The 18,446-nt window shown below is 70.6% G+C and carries 15 protein-coding genes; 4 read left to right on the plus strand and 11 right to left on the minus strand.

Translation table 11 applies throughout. The annotated features are described in order from the left end of the window. Positions 1-27: 27 nt before the first annotated feature. Together J2Y69_RS07470 and J2Y69_RS07475 are read right to left on the minus strand one after the other, a co-directional pair. Positions 28-1,413 carry a glycine--tRNA ligase gene (locus J2Y69_RS07470; protein WP_310019140.1) on the minus strand — a complete coding sequence of 462 codons (1,386 nt, stop codon included), beginning with the start codon at positions 1,411-1,413 and terminating at the stop codon, positions 28-30. Positions 1,414-1,497: 84 nt separating this feature from the next. Then, positions 1,498-1,944, minus strand: a complete 447-nt coding sequence (locus J2Y69_RS07475) for a universal stress protein (protein ID WP_310019142.1) — start codon at positions 1,942-1,944, stop codon at positions 1,498-1,500. Between the two features lie 136 nt (positions 1,945-2,080). Between J2Y69_RS07475 and J2Y69_RS07480 the strand changes: the two genes are divergently transcribed. Then, on the plus strand, positions 2,081-3,544 hold the full coding sequence (locus tag J2Y69_RS07480) for a peptide MFS transporter (RefSeq protein WP_463675501.1): 1,464 nt from the start codon (positions 2,081-2,083) through the stop codon (positions 3,542-3,544). Positions 3,545-4,116: 572 nt separating this feature from the next. On the opposite strand, the gene J2Y69_RS07485 is transcribed toward J2Y69_RS07480, so the two are convergent. Next, on the minus strand, positions 4,117-7,419 hold the full coding sequence (locus tag J2Y69_RS07485) for a PIG-L family deacetylase (RefSeq protein ID WP_310019146.1): 3,303 nt from the start codon (positions 7,417-7,419) through the stop codon (positions 4,117-4,119). Between the two features lie 291 nt (positions 7,420-7,710). Here J2Y69_RS07485 and J2Y69_RS07490 point away from each other — a divergent pair, with 291 nt between their 5' ends. Continuing rightward, entirely contained in the window at positions 7,711-8,145 is a 435-nt protein-coding gene (locus tag J2Y69_RS07490) for a hypothetical protein (RefSeq protein WP_310019148.1), read from the plus strand. Positions 8,146-8,172: 27 nt separating this feature from the next. On the opposite strand, the gene J2Y69_RS07495 is transcribed toward J2Y69_RS07490, so the two are convergent. Genes J2Y69_RS07495 through J2Y69_RS07510 form a run of 4 tightly spaced genes read right to left on the minus strand, consistent with a single transcriptional unit; the run spans position 8,173 to position 12,305 of the window. Further along, the gene (locus tag J2Y69_RS07495) at positions 8,173-8,991 is read right to left on the minus strand and encodes a carbohydrate ABC transporter permease (RefSeq protein WP_310019150.1); all 819 of its coding nucleotides are present in this window, start codon (positions 8,989-8,991) and stop codon (positions 8,173-8,175) included. Continuing rightward, on the minus strand, positions 8,988-9,896 hold the full coding sequence (locus tag J2Y69_RS07500) for a carbohydrate ABC transporter permease (RefSeq protein WP_310019151.1): 909 nt from the start codon (positions 9,894-9,896) through the stop codon (positions 8,988-8,990). The genes J2Y69_RS07495 and J2Y69_RS07500 overlap by 4 nt, the downstream gene beginning before the upstream one ends. Then, positions 9,889-11,235, minus strand: coding sequence for an ABC transporter substrate-binding protein (locus J2Y69_RS07505; protein WP_310019153.1), 1,347 nt, complete (start codon positions 11,233-11,235; stop codon positions 9,889-9,891). The genes J2Y69_RS07500 and J2Y69_RS07505 overlap by 8 nt, the downstream gene beginning before the upstream one ends. A gap of 11 nt (positions 11,236-11,246) precedes the next feature. Next, on the minus strand, positions 11,247-12,305 hold the full coding sequence (locus J2Y69_RS07510; protein ID WP_310019155.1) for a carbohydrate kinase family protein: 1,059 nt from the start codon (positions 12,303-12,305) through the stop codon (positions 11,247-11,249). A 102-nt stretch (positions 12,306-12,407) separates the two neighbouring features. Here J2Y69_RS07510 and J2Y69_RS07515 point away from each other — a divergent pair, with 102 nt between their 5' ends. Beyond that, on the plus strand, positions 12,408-13,157 hold the full coding sequence (locus J2Y69_RS07515; protein WP_310019156.1) for a DeoR/GlpR family DNA-binding transcription regulator: 750 nt from the start codon (positions 12,408-12,410) through the stop codon (positions 13,155-13,157). After that, positions 13,154-14,485 carry a 6-phospho-beta-glucosidase gene (locus tag J2Y69_RS07520; protein ID WP_310019159.1) on the plus strand — a complete coding sequence of 444 codons (1,332 nt, stop codon included), beginning with the start codon at positions 13,154-13,156 and terminating at the stop codon, positions 14,483-14,485. The genes J2Y69_RS07515 and J2Y69_RS07520 overlap by 4 nt, the downstream gene beginning before the upstream one ends. A 176-nt stretch (positions 14,486-14,661) precedes the next feature. On the opposite strand, the gene J2Y69_RS07525 is transcribed toward J2Y69_RS07520, so the two are convergent. From J2Y69_RS07525 to J2Y69_RS07540, 4 genes are all read right to left on the minus strand, one after another. Then, positions 14,662-15,594, minus strand: coding sequence for a serine hydrolase (locus J2Y69_RS07525; RefSeq protein ID WP_310019162.1), 933 nt, complete (start codon positions 15,592-15,594; stop codon positions 14,662-14,664). Positions 15,595-15,772: 178 nt separating this feature from the next. Beyond that, a complete protein-coding gene (locus tag J2Y69_RS07530; protein WP_310019164.1) occupies positions 15,773-16,081 on the minus strand; it encodes a type II toxin-antitoxin system PemK/MazF family toxin in 309 nt (102 codons plus the stop codon). A 31-nt stretch (positions 16,082-16,112) separates the two neighbouring features. Then, positions 16,113-16,352 carry a hypothetical protein gene (locus J2Y69_RS07535; RefSeq protein ID WP_310019166.1) on the minus strand — a complete coding sequence of 80 codons (240 nt, stop codon included), beginning with the start codon at positions 16,350-16,352 and terminating at the stop codon, positions 16,113-16,115. A gap of 63 nt (positions 16,353-16,415) precedes the next feature. After that, positions 16,416-18,380 carry a M13 family metallopeptidase gene (locus J2Y69_RS07540; RefSeq protein ID WP_310019168.1) on the minus strand — a complete coding sequence of 655 codons (1,965 nt, stop codon included), beginning with the start codon at positions 18,378-18,380 and terminating at the stop codon, positions 16,416-16,418. Positions 18,381-18,446 lie beyond the last annotated feature (66 nt).

Raw genomic sequence — 18,446 nt, forward strand, 5'->3', positions numbered from 1 at the left:
CGGGTCAGGCCACGCCGGCGAGCGCGGTCACGCCCCCTTGAGACGCTCCGCGAGGTATGCGTCGAGGGCGTCGAGCGGCACGCGCTCCTGCCCCATGCTGTCGCGGTCGCGGACGGTGACGGCGCGATCGTCGAGGGAGTCGAAGTCGACCGTGACGCAGAACGGCGTGCCGATCTCGTCCTGACGGCGGTACCGGCGACCGATCGCTCCCGCGTCGTCGAAGTCGATCACCCAGCGGCCGCGCAGCGCGTCGGCGACCTCGCGGGCGAGCGGCGAGAGCCTCTCGTTGCGGGACAGCGGGAGGACCGCGACCTTGACGGGGGCGAGGCGCGGGTCGAGCTTGAGGACCGTGCGGATGTCGGTGCCCCCCTTGGCGTTGGGCACCTCCTCCTCGCGGTAGGCGTCGACGAGGAACGCCATCATCGCGCGGGTGAGGCCGAAGGACGGCTCGATCACATACGGGACGTAACGCTCGCCCGAGGCCTGGTCGAAGTACGACAGGCCCTGACCCGACGCCTCCGAGTGGCTGGTGAGGTCGTAGTCGGTGCGGTTCGCGACGCCCATGAGCTCGCCCCACTCCTTGCCGGGGAACCCGAAGCGGTACTCGACGTCGATGGTCCCCGCGGAGTAGTGCGCGCGGTCCTCCTCCGGCACGTCGAAGCGCTTCATGTTGCCCGGATCGATGCCGAGGTCGATGAACCAGTCCCAGCAGGCCTCGATCCAGTGCTCGAACCACTCCTGCGCCTCGGCGGGCGGCGTGAAGAACTCGATCTCCATCTGCTCGAACTCGCGCGTGCGGAAGATGAAGTTGCCCGGCGTGATCTCGTTGCGGAACGCCTTGCCGATCTGGCCGATGCCGAACGGCGGCTTCTTGCGGCTGGCGGTGAGGACGTTCGCGAAGTTCACGAAGATGCCCTGCGCGGTCTCCGGACGCAGGTAGTGCAGCCCCGACTCGTCGTCGACGACGCCGAGGTAGGTCTTGACCAGACCCGAGAACGCCTTGGGCTCGGTGTACTGGCCCTTGGTGCCGCAGTTCGGGCACGGCACGTCGGCGAGGCCGCCCTCGGCGGCGCGGCCCTTGCGCGCCTCGAAGTCCTCGATGAGGTTGTCCGCGCGGAAGCGCTTGTGGCACTGCAGGCACTCCACCAGCGGGTCGGTGAAGGTCGCGACGTGTCCCGAGGCCTCCCACACGCGCTTGGGCAGGATCACGGAGGAGTCCAGGCCCACCATGTCGCCCCGTCCGCGCACGAAGGTCTGCCACCACTGACGGCGGATGTTCTCCTTGAGCTCGGTGCCGAGGGGTCCGTAGTCCCACGCGCTGCGAGAGCCGCCGTAGATCTCCCCCGCTTGGAAGACGAATCCCCGGTGGCGGGCGAGGGCGATCACCTTGTCGAGACGGGACTGTTCGGCCACGGCGGCTCCAATGGTCGGATGCGGAGGGAGGGCACGGCGACGAGTGCGCCACGCCCTCCAATCCTATCGACGGCGACCGACGGCTCACCCGGCGGCGGGATGCGGCGCCTCGCGGATGATGAGGACGGGGCAGTGCGCATGCGAGGCGCACGTCGCGCTCACGGACCCGAGGAGGAGCCCGACGAAACCGCCACGACCCCGACTGCCGAGGACCAGCATCTCGGCGCCTCTGCTCGCCTCGATCAGCGCGGGGGCTGCGGGGCCGGCCAGCACCGCGGTCGAGAGATCCGGGGGAGGGCTGCCCTCGAAGGCCGTCGCGATCGACGACTCGAGGATCTCCGCGGCATCCGCCTCCGGGGACCAGCCCATGTCGGCGCGATAGTCGACCAGGGCGGGGAAGCTCCACGTGGTCACGACGTGGAGCGACGCATCGAGCGCCTCGGCGAGCGTGGACGCGTAGCGGAGCGCGTTGATCGAGGATTCGGAGCCGTCGACCCCGACGAGTATCCGTCCCTGTCCGGTGTCTTCCATGAGTCCTCCTGCGTTCTTCATCGACGGACGCTTTTCATCGGCTGATCAAATTCTCCTGCGGTGTCCGGCCCGGGGGAAGGGGGTCAGCCGGCACCCGGCTGATTGGGTGCCGGGAGAGCCCAGAGGATACGGTCGAATGATGAGCACGACACAGACAACGGGCCGCACCGAGCGACAGTTCTTCGGACAGCCCTGGGCGCTGGTGCACGTGTTCGGCGTGGAGATGTGGGAGCGCTTCAGCTTCTACGGCATGCAGGGCATCCTGCTGATCTACCTCTACTACTCGATGACCGACGGCGGCCTCGGGCTCTCGAAGGCCGTCGCCGGCGGCATCGTGGGCGCGTACGGCGGCTCGGTGTACCTCTCCACGATCCTCGGCGCCTGGGTGGCCGACCGGCTCTTCGGATCCGAGCGGGTGCTGTTCGGCAGCGCGATCGTGATCGTCGCCGGGCACATCGCCCTGGCGGCGCTCCCCGGTGCGCTGGGCGTGGGCGTCGGCCTGATCCTGGTCGCCCTCGGCTCCGGCGGCCTCAAGGCGAACGCGACCTCCGTCGTCGGCACCCTGTACTCCGCCGACGACACCCGCCGCGACGCCGGCTTCTCGCTCTTCTACCTGGGCATCAACCTGGGCGGGTTCCTCGGGCCGATCCTCACGGGCATCCTGCAGTCCTCGCTCGGGTTCCACTTCGGCTTCGGGCTCGCGGCGATCGGGATGACGCTCGGGCTCGTGCAGTACTCGTTCGGCCGGCGCCACCTCCCGGAGGAGGCACGACGCGTGCCGAACCCGCTCCCCCGGAAGCGCTATCCGCTGATCGGGATCGTCGCCGCCGTCGCGGTCCTCCTCATCGTGGGACTCGTGCTGACCGGGGTGATCCGCGCCGACAACCTGGCCACGATCGTGATCCTCGGGACGCTGGCCGCGACGATCGCCTACTTCGCCGTCATCCTCTCCAGCCGCCGGATCGACCGCACGGAGCGGTCGCGGATCTGGGGCTTCCTGCCGCTGTTCGTCACAAGCGTGGCGTTCTGGTCCCTCTACCAGCAGCAGTTCACGGTGCTCACCGTGTACTCCGACGAGCGCCTGGACCGCCGGCTCTTCGGCTGGGAGATGCCCGTCTCGTGGGTGCAGTCGATCAACCCGGTCTTCATCGTGGTGCTCTCCGGCGTCTTCGCCGTGATCTGGACCCGGCTCGGCAGCCGGCAGCCGTCCACCCCGGTGAAGTTCGCGCTCGGCGCGATCATCATGGGCGGCGCCTTCCTGCTGTTCCTCCCCTTCGCCGGGGGCGGGCCGAACTCCACTCCGTTGCTGGCGATCGTCGGCATCCTGTTCCTCTTCACCGTCGCCGAGCTCCTGCTCTCGCCGGTGGGGCTCTCCGTGACGACGAAACTGGCACCGGCGGCGTTCCACACCCAGATGGTGGCCCTGTTCTTCCTCTCGATCGCCCTCGGCACCGCGATCGCCGGATGGCTCGTCGGCTTCTACGATCCGAGCAACGAGGTCCCGTACTTCTCGATCCTCGGCGCCATCGCGATCGTGGTCGGCATCGGGCTCCTCCTCTCGGTGAAGCCCGTGCTGGCCCTCATGAAGGGCGTCCGCTGACCCTGGCCGCTGAGGCCGGGCGCTGATCCGGGTCCGCTGACCCGTGCCTGCTGATCTGGGCTTGTTGACTCGGGCATGTCCCCATTCCTGGGGACCATGTCCCGAATTCAGGCAACCATGTCCCAAATCCGGTGGGGAATCGGGGCGTGGCGAACCAGAAGTGGGACACGGCTCCGGGATGACGGCAGCGGGCGCCGGGGCCGGGCATGTCCGGGATCAGACGCTGACCGGGCACGGACACCGCTTGACCGAGGCCAGGAGCGGACTCGGACCCAACCCCGGGCGGACGTCTCCCGTATCCGGTGGACCTTGTCCCCAATTCAGTGGGCCATGTCCCGAATTCGGTTGAGAATCAGGGGTCTGAAGAACCAAAAGTGGGACATGGGTACGGCCGGGCCGGGCGGGGCGGGGCCGGGCCGGGGACAACGGGGCGGCGACAGGAGAGGGACGGGCCCATACAGGACCCGACCCTCTCCCCGATCAACGGGAGCCCTCAACCGGCATTCCGCCGGCCGGCACTCCACCGATCAATACTCCACCGATCAACACTCCGCCGATCGACACTCCGCCGATCAGCGGGAGCGGCGACCGCCGTGACGTGCGGCCAGGACACCGCCGACGCCGACCACGACGACCCCGATGGCTCCGATCAGCGTCCACAGGGCGCCGTCGAGTCCGGTGGTCGGCAGCGATCCGCCCGGACCCGATCCCTCGGGCCCACCGGTGGCCGGAGGACTCGTCGGCACGCCCGGACCCGACGTGGGCGTCGGAGACGGGGTGGATGTCGGACCCGGGGTGGACGTCGGAGACGGCGTGGGTGTCGGAGACGGCGTGGGGGTGTCGCGCACTCCCACCGGGAACGCCCAGGCGTCCACGTCGTCACCGGACGCCGCATCGGATCCCGAGGATCCCGACGATCCCGCGAAGGAGACCAGCAGCACCGTGTCCTCGGCCATCGCGGCGCGGGTCGCGTCGTCCAGGGCGAGCGTGAACCGGCCGGAACCGGCCGTCACGTCCGCGACGGTCGTCGCGAGCAGCCGCCCGCCCATGTCCGGGGACCAGGGCGGTGCCGCCCCGTCATCCGGCGAGCAGGCGTCGAAGCCGTAGCCGTCTCCCGCACAGCTGGAGGTCCACACCGGCACGAACCGGGGATCGCCCTTCCAGGCGAACACCCGCGCGGTGCCGGAGAGACCCGACTCGTAGGGGAAGGACACACCGTCGCCGGTGAACTCCACCGCCCCGATCCGCATCGCGTCGGTCGGCTGCACGCCCGAGATCGTCCCGCCACGGGTCGCCGACTGGAACACGGTCTGCGGGGACTCGACGCCCTGCAGCGCCGTGTCGGGGATGATCGCCGGCGGCGCCTCGGTGGGCGCCCCCTCGGGCGGAAGGTAGCCGTCCAGGTAGGCATGGCCCCAGCGGAACGGCTCGGACTGCTGCGACCCGAAGGCCGACCACGCGGTGCGCGTCTTGCCGATGAAGTCCATCGTGTCCGAGTCGTACGGCGTGACGTTCATCCCGACGAACCGCGGATCCCGCTCATTCGCGGCCGGGTCCCCGGTGGGCGCTGCGCTGGTCGGACCAACCGCGGCAGGGAGATCGGCGAACGGCACCTTCACCTGGACGACGTAGCGGCCGCCGACGTAGGCGCCCGCCTCGTCGCGAGCGGCCGAGACGGCCACCTCGACGCCCGGTGCGTTCAGACCGCCCTCGACCCCGCCCGCGAGCGGACCGGTCGAGAACCCCTGGTGGTTGTCGGCGTCACGCGACCAGCAGGCCCCGTCGACGCCGTTGCCGTTGGTCCCCGACGGGTCGTCGGTGTAGGGGAAGACCCCGAGCTTGAACGTCGAGGACGTGTCGATCGAGTCGCCGCGCGGATCGAGCAGCACCTCCACCGAGTCCACGAGCCAGTGCCCGAAGCACCGTTCCGGGGTCGCCGCCGCACTCGCGACGTCGTCGACCACCACGGCCTGCAGGTACAGCGCGTCGTCGAACCAGCCGACCGTCGCCGTGCTCCCCGCGCCGCAGTCCACGCCGTCCGGCTCGCAGGCGGCGCCCTCCCAACGTGCGCCGAGGTCGATCGGCGCGCCGGGCAGGTCGCTCGCCCCGTCGATCGCGGGCGCCGCATCCAGCCGGGGGATGACCACGGTCGGGACGACGTACATCGTGAGCGTCTCGGTCGCCGTGCCCTGCCCCGAGGAGGTCGTGGCGGTGAGCTTCTCGGTGCGGCTGCCCTTGTCGGCCGGGTCCGCGTGCGTCACCGCGAACGTGACGGTCGTGCTCTCCCCGGCCCCGAGGCCGGAGAAGGGGAGCTCCCCCTCGTCGACCAGGAATCCGGCGGGGACGTCGAGCGACACGACGCCCGACTCGACGGCGGTGGAGCGGTTGGTGACGATCACCGGGACGCTCACCGTCTCGCCGGCGCCGATCCGGCCGACCGCCTGGGAGCGTCCGCCGACGTGCGCGTCGTTCTCCTCGGTCCATTCGTCGTACTCGGCGGCCGTGCCGACGCGCTGGAAGCGGCCGTCGACGGCGGGGACGAGCTCGATGCGCGTGTCGTTGTAGGCCGTCATCGCGCCGCCCGCCCATCGCGCGCCGATCCGGTAGCGCGCGGATGCGGCGTCGGCGGTCGGGACGACGGTGAAGCTCGCGGTCGATGCGGCGGCGGTGCCGGTCTCGCCGATGGCCACCGGGTCGGACACGGTCCACCCGTCCGGCACGTCGAGCGACACGGCGCCCGCGGGCAGCGTGCCCTCGCCGGAGCGGAGGGCGACCTGCACCTCGAACGGCACACCGGCCGCGCCCCAGTAGTCGGGAGTGCTCACGGCGAAGGTGGTGCCCAGCGGCGTTCCGCCGGGATCCGCGATCGTCGTCCCGTAGAACAGGGCCTCATCGGCCGCCGCGGCCGGGGCGTCGTTGGGCTGCATCGGGACGATGGACTGCGAGACGCCGTAGCGCTGGCACGTCGGGTCCACCGGCGTCTTCTGCATCACGCGGGCCTGGGTGGGGTGTGCCCGCCCGCCCTCGCGGCCGACCTGCGCCCACGTCTTCGGCGTTCCCGCCGCGATGCCCGCGGTGTTCCCCGCGGCCCACGTGTAGGGCGAGTCGAATCCGGTCCAGGTGCCGACCACGGTGAACGGGTTGTCCGCCGCGGGCACGAAGCCCGTGTTGCACTCCGGTGCGGCGACGCCGCCGGACCCGGTGGTCATCCCGCCGGCGAGGACCTTCTTCACCTGCCACGGCGCGGTCGCGCCCGCACCGACGAGCTGCTCGGGGAAGCGGGTCGGGTCAGCGGCGGCGGCCGCCGCCTCCCAGACCATGCGTCCCTGCGCGTACTGGTGGTTGCCGTGTCCGGCGGCGAGCGACGGCGTCGAGCCGACGAGGATCTCGGGTCGGGTCTCCCGGATGATCCGGACGGTGCGCCGCAGGGTCTCCTCGGCGTCCCACACCTCGGCCGTCAGCGGCGCGGAGGTGTTGTAGTAGAAGTCGACGCGGTCGAGGTTGAAGATGTCGACCGTGCCCGAGCGGACGTGCGACGTCCGGTCCTCGTTCTCCCGGCGGAGGCCCAGGTCGGGCCCGGCCTCGGGACCGACCGAGTTCGAGCCGCCCTCGCCGCGGGTCGCCATGACGATCCCGCAGCGGATGCCGTACCGCTCGTGCCAGACACCGCAGGGCGTGGTGAACCCGGCGTCGTCGTCGGGGTGGGCCCAGATGCCCAGGACATCGATCTTCTCGCGAGGAGTGGCGCTCGCCTGCGAGCCGTCCTCCACGATCAGATCGGGTAAGGGTGCGGACGCGGCGCTCGCGATCGTCGGGACGCACAGTCCGACGACGGCGAGCAGGGCCGCGAGCACTCCGATGTGCGTGCGCTTCATTGCTCCTCCACGGGTTTCGACGCTGCGGGGGCAGGGCCGATGGCCGTCACGCTATCGCTGTTCCCGCGCGACTTCAAGCAGTTTCACTCATTAACAGTCATTTTCGCGCATACGCGGGCGCGACCGCGGGAGTCAGGTTCATGCTGGTCCCGCGCCCCGAGGGCTCATCGGCATCGTCTTCGCCCTCACGCCCCTCGGCGTGCTGCCGGTCGTCCTGTTCACCGGCGGGATTCAGCCGTCGTTCGTCGGGAGTTCATACCCCCACGCCCAGGTCGCTGGGAGACTTGTCCCGTGCACCGCAGAGACCTCTACGCCGGAGCCCTTGCCTGGCCGCTGGTCGCGCTCGGCGGCCTGTTCCTGGGGTCGGGACCGATGAGCGAGTGGGACATGTCCGTCGCGTCGTCGATCGCATTCCTCATCGGGGTCGTGATCGTCGCCTTCCTCGTGGGCGTGCTCTTGTGGCGCCCCTTGGCGGCGAAGCTGATCGTCGGCCAAGACTCCCGATCCCTGCTCAACGAAAGCCTTCGCGCAACGGTTCTCGGCATCGGTCTCGGCGCGGCACTGGCCGTGCCCGCCGCCCTCCTCTCGAGAAACTTCGCGTGGCCGGCCTCGATGGCCCCGATCATCTCGATGGTCGTCGCAGCAGGGATCGCCTCGCTCGGCGCAAGCCTGTTGGCTCGCTTCTTCCGCCGTCAGGCCAGGGCGCCCCGAAACGGCAAAGCCTGACGACGACCGGCACCACGCCGCGACCGGTCACTCCCGGACGGCTCCCTCGATCATCCCCTTGATGAAGTGCCGCTGAAGGAAGATGTAGAGCACCACGACGGGCAGCGCCACGAGCACGGCGCCCGCCGCGAGCAGAGCCGTCCCCTGCGTGTACTGGCCCTGGAAGAAGGCCAGCCCCAGGGGCGCGGTGCGCACCGAGCCGTTCGGCGACATCACGAGCGGGACGAGGAACTCGTTCCAGGTCCACATGAAGATCAGGAGCACAAGCGTGAGGATCGCGGGACGCCCGATCGGCACGAGGATCTGCCAGAGGATGCGCAGCGTGCCCGCCCCGTCGAGGCGCGCCGCCTCGATCATCGAGCGGCTCGCGGTCCGGAAGTACGTGCGCATCCAGTAGGTGCCGAACGCGATCGAGCTCGCCACCTGCGGGAACGCCACGCCCCAGACCGTGTTGGCCAGGCCCAGCTGACGCATGTCGAAGAACAGCGGGACGATGAACGCCTCGGTGGGGACCATGATCCCCAGCAGGAAGAGGTAGAAGAACAGCGTCGCGCCCCGGAACCTCATGGTCCCGAGCGCGTAGCCGGCCAGCACCGAGACCGTCACCGAGATCACCACGACGATCGCGGCGACCGCGACGCTCGTGCTCATGTACTGGCCGAACCGGCCCACCTCCCACGCCTCGGCGAAGTTCTCCGGGTGGAAGGGACCGCCCTCGCGGGCGTCGCGGACGCTCTGCGGTCCGAAGGCGGTCGTGACGATCACCCCGATCGGGCCGAGGATGATGAGGGCGAACGCGACCAGGATGATGTAGTTGCCTGCGCGCTCGAACGCGGAGATCTTCACGAGCGGTCTCCGATCATGTTGACGACGGCGTTGATGGCGAACACGATGGCGGTCAGCACGACGCCGATCGCGGCGGCAGCGCCCACCTCGCCGAGCTCGAAGGCGTGCCGGTACACCTCGTAGCTCGGCACGGTGGTGGAGTTGCCCGGCCCGCCACGGGTGGTGACGTACACGAGGTCGAAGGTCTTGAGGGCGGCGACGATGGTCAGCGTCAGGGCGACCGTGATCTCGCCGCGGACCGACGGCAGGGTGATGGCGAAGAACTCGCGCAGGGGGCCGGCGCCGTCCAGGCGCGCCGCCTCGTACTGCTCCCGCGGGACCCTGCTCATCCCCGCCATGAGGAGGACGGTCACGAGCCCGGTGGACACCCAGGTGCCGATGAGGCCGACGGCGGGGAGCGTCCAGGCGTAGTCGCCCAGCCAGGGCCGCGTGAGCGCGTCGAGCCCGATGGCCCGGAGCAGGCCGTTGAGCGCGCCGTCCGGCGCGTAGATCTGACGCCAGGTCACGGCGATGACCACCATCGCGATGACCTGCGGCAGGAAGATCACGGTGCGGAAGAACCCCAGGCCCCGCAGCGGCGAGCGCGTCAGGATCGCCGCGAGCACCAGCCCCAGGATGAGCGGGATGACGGCGAAGAAGAGGACGAGGACGAGCGCGTGCAGGAAGGCCTCGCGCAGCGGCCCGCTGCCGAAGACCTCGGCGTAGTTCGCGAGGCCGACGAACGTCGACTCGCCCAGCCCGTCCCACTCGAAGAACGAGAACTGGATCGCCCTCCCGAGCGGGAAGAGCAGGAACGCGCCGTAGACGAGCAGCGCCGGCAGCAGCAGGGCATAGGGGACCCACGGGCGGTGGTGGAGACGGCCGGGGCGGCGAGCGCCCCGGCCGTCGATGAGCGAGCTAGCCATTCGACGAGACGAACCCCGAATAGTCGGCCTGCAGCGCCTCGGTGAACTGCTGAGGCGTGAGCTTCCCGTCGATGAGCCCCTGCAGCGCGTCGCCGAGGGTGTCGCTGAAGGTCGGCGTGGCGTAGTCGAGATAGGGCAGCAGGTCGCCCTCGCCGGTCACCATGCCGAACGCCGAGAAGATGTCGGCCTGGACGCCTCTCGCCGGAGCGAGCGCCGCCGTGCCGTTGACCGGCATGTTCCCGGTCTCGGCCAGGATCTTCATCGCCTCATCGCTGGTGATGAAGTCGATGTATGCGGCCGCGACGTCCGTGTTCCTCGCCGCGGACGTGATCGCGAAGGGGAGACCCGTGCCTCCGGTCGTCGCCGAGGTGCCGTCCTCACGGCTCGGCACGAAGAAGCCCACGTCGTCGCCCATCGCGTCCTGGAGGTCGGCGCCGAGCCAGGAGCCGCCGATCAGGAACATCCCCTGGCCCGACCCGAACGACTGCCACGCCGCGTCGTAGTCCGTGCCGTTGGGGCCGTCGTTGAAGTAGCCCTTGGTCGCCCAGCCCTGCAGGGTCTCGGCGGCCTTCACGCTCTCCGCGGACGTCCAGTCCGCACCGGCGTTGCCCATGCCGAGCTTCGCGATGGTGTCGGCCGGCACCGCGGAGCCCTGGACGGGGCCGAAGACGTGGATCGCCGGCCACTTGTCGATGTTGCCGAGCACGAGCGGCGCGGCGCCCGCAGACTTCGCGGTCGCGAGCGCCGACTCGAAGTCCTTCCAGGTGGAGGGCAGCGTGATGCCCGCCGTCGCGAGGGCCTTCTTCGAGTAGAACACCCCGACGACCTCACCGGTCTGCGGGAGGCCGTACACGCTGCCGGAGCCGAACGTCTTGGCGTCCTCCGAGTAGCTGCTGTACTGGAGCACCGACGGGGCGAAGCGGTCCTTCCAGCCGTACAGCCCGGCGTAGTCGTCGAGCGGGCGCAGCTGCCCCGCCTTGACGAAGGCGCCCATGACGTTGCGCCCGTTGTTGGACTGCACGACATCGGGGGCGTCCTCGCCGGTGAGCGCGAGCCGCAGCGTCTTGTTGAGGTCGTCGAACGCCTGGGAGACGCGGTTGATCGTGACGTTCGGGTACTTCTTCTGGAACTCCTCGTTGAGCCGCTTCATCTGCTCGTCCTGACCGCCGCGGACCTCCTGGTCCCAGACCGTCAGGGTGATGTCACCGGCTGCGGCGACATCGGTGCTGATCTCGCCTCCGGCGGTGCTCGCGGGCTTCGCGCCGCCGGAGCCCGGGGCGCAGGCGGCCAGGGCGATGGCGAGCGCGGAGGCACCGGCGAGCGCTGCTGCGATACGCATGTGTCGTTTCATCAGTTGCCTTTCGTCGTGGTGTCGGGTTGGTGCAGGACGTCCGCCGCGAGAAGCCGGTCGGGGGCCGCGGGGGCGGGCGGGCCCGGATCCGCGGGGACGATGTCGTCGAGGAAGCCGTATCGCGCGGCGAGGTCGGCGTCGCGTCGCGCGGCACCCCACCACCGGTCGATGTCGCCCCAGGAGGGGGCGGACAGCGCGCTCCCGCGACGCGCGACGGCGAGGCCCGCCGCGAGCACGGCGAAGGCGACCTCCTGGTCGATCGAGAGCTCGAGCAGAGATGCGCGGACCAGCGCCGCGGCGAACACGTCGCCCGCCCCGGTCGGGTCGAGCACGGTGGTCGGAAGGGCGGGGACGGAGACCTCGATCCCGCGCGCCGCGTCGATGGCGACCGCGCCGTCCGCACCGCGGGTCACGACGACCAGCGGCACGCGCTCGCCGAGCGCCCGGGCGGCGGCCACCGGGTCGTCGGTGCGGGTGTAGGCCATCGCCTCCCGCTCGTTGGGGGTGAAGACCCCGCACACCGAGAGCGGGTCCAGGTCGTGGAGGTCCCAGCGCTCGGTGTCGTCCCAGCCGATGTCGGCGAAGATCCGCGTCCCGCCGTCGGCCACCGCGCGCCAGCGGGTGTCGGTCCCGTCGGCGAGCGAGCGCAGGTCCGTGACGAGCGCGCGGGCGGGAGCGGGGAGCTCATCGACCCTGAGGTCGTCGCGTCCGGGCTGGTAGGTCACCATCTCGCGATCCCCGTCGTGCGCGACCGCGATCGTGACGGGCGTCACGAGTCCGGGGCCGATGCGGGAGGGGGAGAGGTCCACGCCCTCGGCTCGGAGCACGGCACGGCACCAGTCGCCGAACAGGTCGTCGCCGAACGTCGAGGCGAGGATCGTGCGCAGGCCGAGTCGGGAGGCGGCGACGGAGAGGTTCGCGACTCCGCCGGGGCTGATCCCGACCGCACCGGCGAACACTTCGGTTCCGGGCGCGGGGGTTCCCCCGAGCTCCGCGAGTCCGTAGTCGAGGAACACGGGGCCTGCCACTGCAAGATCCCATTCGAACGGGGTCGTCATCGAGCCCTCCTTAAGCGCCGTCGACCGAGGTTGTGCCAAACCATACTCGGAATTGATCGGAATTGCACACTCACGCTCATTTCTGACTGCTATGCTCGCTCCATGCTCACGACGACTCGCCAGGCGCGCATCCTCGATTCCCTGCGCCAGGACGGACAGGTCACCGTCGAGGAGCTCGCCGGTCAGCTCGGCGTGTCTCCCTCGACCATCCGGCGCGACCTCAACGCCCTGAGCGCGGACGGCCTGCTGCGAAGAGTCCGCGGCGGCGGCAGCGTCGAGCCGGATCGGGTGCCGTTCAGCACCGTCCAGCAGCAGAGCCCCGCCGAGAAGGCGCAGATCGCCCAGGCGGCGGCCGCCCTCGTCTCCGACGGCGACGTCGTGCTCATCGACATCGGCACCACCACCGCCCTCCTCGCCCGGGCCCTGCGCGGGCGACAGATCACCGTCGCCACCTCGAGCCTCGCCGCGATCGACCAGCTCCGCGACGACGACGCGGTCGAGCTCATCGTGCTCGGCGGCGCGGTGCGGAAGAACTACAACTCGATGGTGGGCGCCCTCACGGAGCAGGCGCTGGCGCAGATCCGCGCGACCACCTGCTTCCTCGGGACGAGCGGCATCCGCGCCGATGGCACGGTGATGGACACGACAGGGATCGAGGTGCCCGTCAAACGGGCCATGATCGAGTCCTCGAACCGCGTCGTCCTGCTGGCCGACTCCTCGAAGCTCCCCGGCATCGGCACCCTCACGGTCTGCGGGCCGGAGGCGATCGACACGGTCATCACGAACGCCGACGCCGATCCCGGGACGATCCGATCCCTCGAGCAGAACGGAGTGGCGGTGATCACGGCATGAAGCTCACGATCGTCGGGGGCGGCGGCTTCCGAGTCCCCCAGGTGTACGAGGCTGTGGCCGGGAGCGACGCCCCCACCCGCATCGACGAGCTGTGCCTGTACGACGTGTCGGACGATCGGCTGGCCGTCATCCGCTCCGTCATCGACGAGCTGAGCCCGTCGTTCCCCTCCGCCCCCCGCGTGACCGCCACCACGGACGTCACCGAGGCCATGCGCGGCGCCGACTTCGTCTTCTCCGCGGTGCGGATCGGGGGGACGGGCGGACGCATCGTCGACGAGCGCACGGCGCTGGACCTCGGCGTGCTCGGCCAGGAGACGGTCGGGCCGGGCGGTCTCGCCTACGCCCTGCGCACAGTCCCGTTCATGGTCGACCTCGCCCGCACCATCAAGGAGGTCGCGCCCGACGCCTGGGTGATCAACTTCACCAACCCCGCGGGCATCGTCACCGAGGCGATGCGGGCCGTGCTCGGCGACCGGGTCGTCGGCATCTGCGACACCCCGATCGGCCTCATGCGCCGTGCGGTCGCCGCCGCCGGGTCATCCCCCGACGACGGCGTGCACTTCGACTACGTCGGCCTGAACCACCTGGGATGGCTCCGATCCGTGGAGGTCGGCGGCGTCGATCTCCTGCCGCGGGTGCTCGGATCCGACACCGCGCTGGAGCGGATCGAGGAGGCGCGCCTGATGGGGTTCGACTGGGTGCGCGCGCTGGGTGCGCTCCCGAACGAGTACCTGTACTACTACTACTTCGGCCGCGAGGCCGTGGCCAGCATCCGGGCGGCCGATGCCACCCGCGGCGAGTTCCTGGACCGGCAGCAGTCGACGTTCTTCTCCCACCCGCATGCGACGCCGCTCGCGGACTGGCAGGTCGCGCGGCATGCGCGCGAGTCGTCGTACATGGCCGAGTCGCGCGCGCAGGGCGAGGAGCGCCATGCCGAGGACGTCGACGGCGGCGGCTATCAGCAGGTCGCGCTCGACCTCATGGCGGCCCTGCACACCGGCCGCCCCGCGACCATGATCCTCAACGTCCGCAACGGCTCCCTGGTGCCGCAGCTGCCCGAGGACTCCGTCGTCGAGGTCGGATGCCGGGTGGACGCCGACGGCGTGCACCCGTGGTCGATCGCGCCCGTGTCGGACGAGATGCTCGGGCTCATGGCCCCCGTCAAGGCCGCCGAGCGGCTGGTCATCGCCGCCGCCCTCGAAGGGTCGCGCGAGCTCGCCTGGCGTGCGTTCGCCGCCCATCCGCTGGTGGACTCCGTCGCGGTCGCCCGCCGGCTCGTCGACGGCTACCGCGAGCGGCTCCCGTCGCTGGGAGCCCTGCTCTCCTAGCGGCGCGGCCGTGTCCCGCCCCCCGGAGGTCCGCCCCGGGAGGTCCGCCCTCCCGCACGCGGCGCGGCCGTGTCCCGATTTCAGCGAGCCGTGTCCCGAAATCAGCGGACCGTGTCCCGAAAAAGGGCGAGATCACCGGTCTGGAGGACCAGAATTGGGACACGGGTCCCCGACGGTCAGAACGCGTACTCCATGATCTCCACGCCCAGCACGCGGAAGGCGTCGTGGACGCGGAGGCGGTGCATGATCGAGAGGTCGTCGAAGCAGACGATGAGCGCGTAGGCGACACCCGCGCGCGGCCCGCCCAGCACCCCCGCCTCGACGCGGACGCCCGCCTCCCTGCCCGTCTTGTTGACGAAGAGGATGCCGTGGGCGTCGTTCTCGTGCGCGAAGGGATCGAGGCCCGTGGCCGCGCCCGCCAGGCTGAGGTCCTGGTTCAGGCTGAGCCACTCGGCCACCTGCGCACTGACCGCCGCATCGACCGCTCGCGAGTTCACCAGCGCCGAGAAGAGCCGCGCGAGGTCGCCCGCGGAGCCGACCGCCGGGTGCGGGGCGTCGTCCGGTCCGCGATGCTCGCGATGCCGGTCCAGGAGCGCGAGACGGCCGAGGCCGAGGCCTTCGATCCGCGCGCGGACGCTGTCCAGGCCCACCCGATCCAGCAGGGCGTTGATCGCGAGCTGATCTCCCGCCGTGGCGGCAAGCACCGCCAGATCCACGAGGGGCAGGGCGGGCGCCCGCAGGTTCCGCCAGATCCCGGTCGGCGCGTCGTCGAGCGTCGAGCGGTCGACGACCTCCAGCGGATCGAGAGTCCCTGCCTCGATGCGCGCGGCGACCTCGACGAGCAGCGGCACCGCTCCGAGGTCGCCGATCGGCATCGTCACGTGGTCGTCCCCGGCGAGCACGGCCTCCCCGCTGTCGAGGTCGACCACATGCACGCCGACCTGGGCCCCGGCGACCGCGAGCCCCTCCAGGGCGCGGATCGTGGCGTCGAACGAGCGGCGCCCGATCGCCGCGCGACGCGGAAGGCGGCGCGACGTCCGCTGCGCGCGGCGCAGGGCCGTGGACGGCTGCGATCCGTCGAACGGTTCCGGGACCCGGGACGTGCCCACAGGGTTTCCTTCCGCGGAGAAAGAGCGGGGAGACGCTCGCAGGCGGGGCCGCAGGGATCGCGCGACCGGGACGGCGGGTGTCAGGGCCATCGTAACCCCCGGTCCCCGACCGTCAGCCGACAGTCGGGAACCACCGACAGCTGACGACCGGAAGCGGGCGGTGAGTCCCCGCCGCACCTCAGAGGTCGAAGAAGTCGCCGATCCACACCCGGACCGCACCCAGACACTCCGGCGACACTCGACCGGCGACCGACGTGAGCCGATCGCGGGCGAGCGTGCGCGGCTGCTCGGTCATGATCCATGACGGCCGATCAAGCCCGCTGGGACCATCGACACGGACGTGATTGGGCCACCCCCGGTCGACGGTCGTGATCGGCATCGCGATCGCGAGCGTCGTCACCGCATCCAGATACCCGACCGATGCGACGATCAGCATCGGACGATGCCCGCCCTGCTCCCGCCCCCGCACAGGCTCCAACGCGGCCACGCGATCACACCCGGTGCAAGCTCCCCGTCGGTCACGAAGCCGCGTCGGTCAGCTCAGCCCGCTCCCACGCGGCCGTCTCATCCGCATACGCCCGGATCTCTGCGGGAGAGGACTCGGCGATCGCCGACCTCAACGACTCCAGCCGCCACTGACGATCCGCGGCATCCGCGAGATGCTCAAGATGCAGACCGATCGTGCTGTGCCCGTCCCGCGACGCCTGCGTCATCAGACGGTCACGGAGCTCCACGCTCACCTTGATCGTCGTATTCACGCTTTCAGTATGCCCATCTGGTTGACCGGAGGGGGGCGAGATCCGCCCCCCTCCGCGATCCGGTCACCAGATCGAGACGCGCTGGTCCGGGTCCATCCAGAGACGGTCGTCCTCGGACACCGAGAACGCCTCGTAGAACGCATCGATGTTGCGGACGATCTGGTTGCAGCGGAACTCCGTCGGCGAGTGCGGGTCGATCGTGAGCAGCCGGATCGCCTCCGCCTCGCGGCTCTTCTGCTGCCAGACCTGGGCCCACGACAGCAGCAGCCGCTGCACGCCGGTGTAGCCGTCGATAACCGGGGCCTCCTCACCGCCGAGCGAGAGCTCGTACGCCTTGAGGGCTATGCCGAGACCGCCGAGGTCGCCGATGTTCTCACCGATCGTGAGAGCGCCGTTGACGTGGTGCTCCTCGCTCAGCCCCACCGGGACGAGGGCGTCGTACTGCGCGATGAGGGACGCGGTGCGCTCCTCGAACGCGGTGCGGTCGGCATCCGTCCACCAGTCCTGCAGCTTGCCGTCGGCGTCGTAGCGGCTGCCCTGGTCGTCGAAGCCGTGGCCGATCTCGTGGCCGATGACCGCTCCGATGCCGCCGTAGTTCGCGGCGGCATCGCGGCCGGCGTCGAAGAACGGGTACTGGAGGATCGCCGCGGGGAACACGATCTCGTTCATGAGCGGGTTGTAGTAGGCGTTGACCATCTGCGGCGGCATGAACCACTCGTCGCGGTCGATGGGCCTGCCGACCTTGCCGACGACACGGTCGTGCTCGAACGCGGCGGCGCGCGCGGCGTTGCCGACGAGGTCCCCGGCATCGATCGCGACGGCGGAGTAGTCCCGCCAGGTCTTCGGGTGGCCGATCTTCGGCGTGAACGTGTCGAGCTTGGCGAGGGCGCGCTCACGGGTCTCCGCGCCCATCCACTCCAGCTCGGCGATGCTGCCGCGGTAGGCCTCGATGAGGTTCCCGATCAGCTCGTCCATCGCCGCCTTCGCCGCCGGCGGGTAGTGCCGCTCGACGTAGACTTTCCCGACCGCGTCGCCGAGCGAGCCCTCGACCAGGGAGACGGCGCGCTTCCAGCGCTCGCGGATCGTCGGGACGCCGGTGAGCTCGGTGCCGTAGAAGGAGAAGTTCTCCTCGACGATCTCGTCGGTGAGATAGGGGGCGAGGCCGTGCACGACCTTGGCGCGCAGCCATGCCTTCCAGTCCTCCAGGCGCTCCTCGACGAGCAGGCCGCCGAGCGCCTCGAAGAAGCTCGGCTGGTAGACGACGGTCTCGGCGAACGCCGCAGGGCTCGACGGCGCCACGGCGTCCCGCCACGGGGCGAGATCGACGCCGACGAGCTGCTGGAGCTCGTCCCAGGTCTTGAGGTTGTACGTCTTCACCGCATCGCGGTTGGCGACGTTGTCCCAGTGGTGCGCGGCGATCTCGTGCTCCAGGGCGACGATCCGGTCCGACTGGCCTGCGGCGTCCGCGACGCCGGCGAGGACGAGCAGGCGCTCCAGATGCGCGCGGAACGCGGTGCGGGTGTCCGCGAAGCCGTCCAGGCGGTAGTAGCTCTCGTCCGGGAGCGACAGGCCCGCCTGCACGAGGAACGGCACGTAGCGCTCGGGGTCGCCCGGGTCCGGCTCGACGAACAGCCCGATGAGCGCCGCGATCCCGCTGCGGTCCAGATCGCCGACCGTCGCGAGGAACCCGGGGATCGAGGAGATGGCGTCGACCGCCGCGAGCGGTGCCTCGAGCGGTGCCAGGCCGAGCGCCGCGATCCGCTCCGCGTCCATGAAGCTGGTGTAGAGGTCGCCGATCTTGCGGGCCTCCGACCCCTCCGGTGCCGTCCGCGCCTCCTCGATGATCGCGCGGACGTCCTTCTCGGCCTGCTCGGCGAGGAGGTGGAACGAGCCCCAGCGCGCCTTGTCGGCCGGGATCTCCGCCGTCGCGAGGAACGTCTCGTTCACGTGACGGTAGAGGTCGTCCTGCGGGCGAATCTCGGGGCTGAGGTCGTCGAGGGCAAGTCCAGAGGGCAGCACATCGGTCATGCGTCCCACCCTATGCCGGGCCACCGACTCATCGCCTCGGCGGACATCGGTCATCCTCCAGAATGA

The sequence above is a fragment of the Microbacterium resistens genome, from assembly GCF_031456305.1.
GTDB classification, from domain to species: Bacteria; Actinomycetota; Actinomycetes; order Actinomycetales; family Microbacteriaceae; genus Microbacterium; species Microbacterium resistens_A.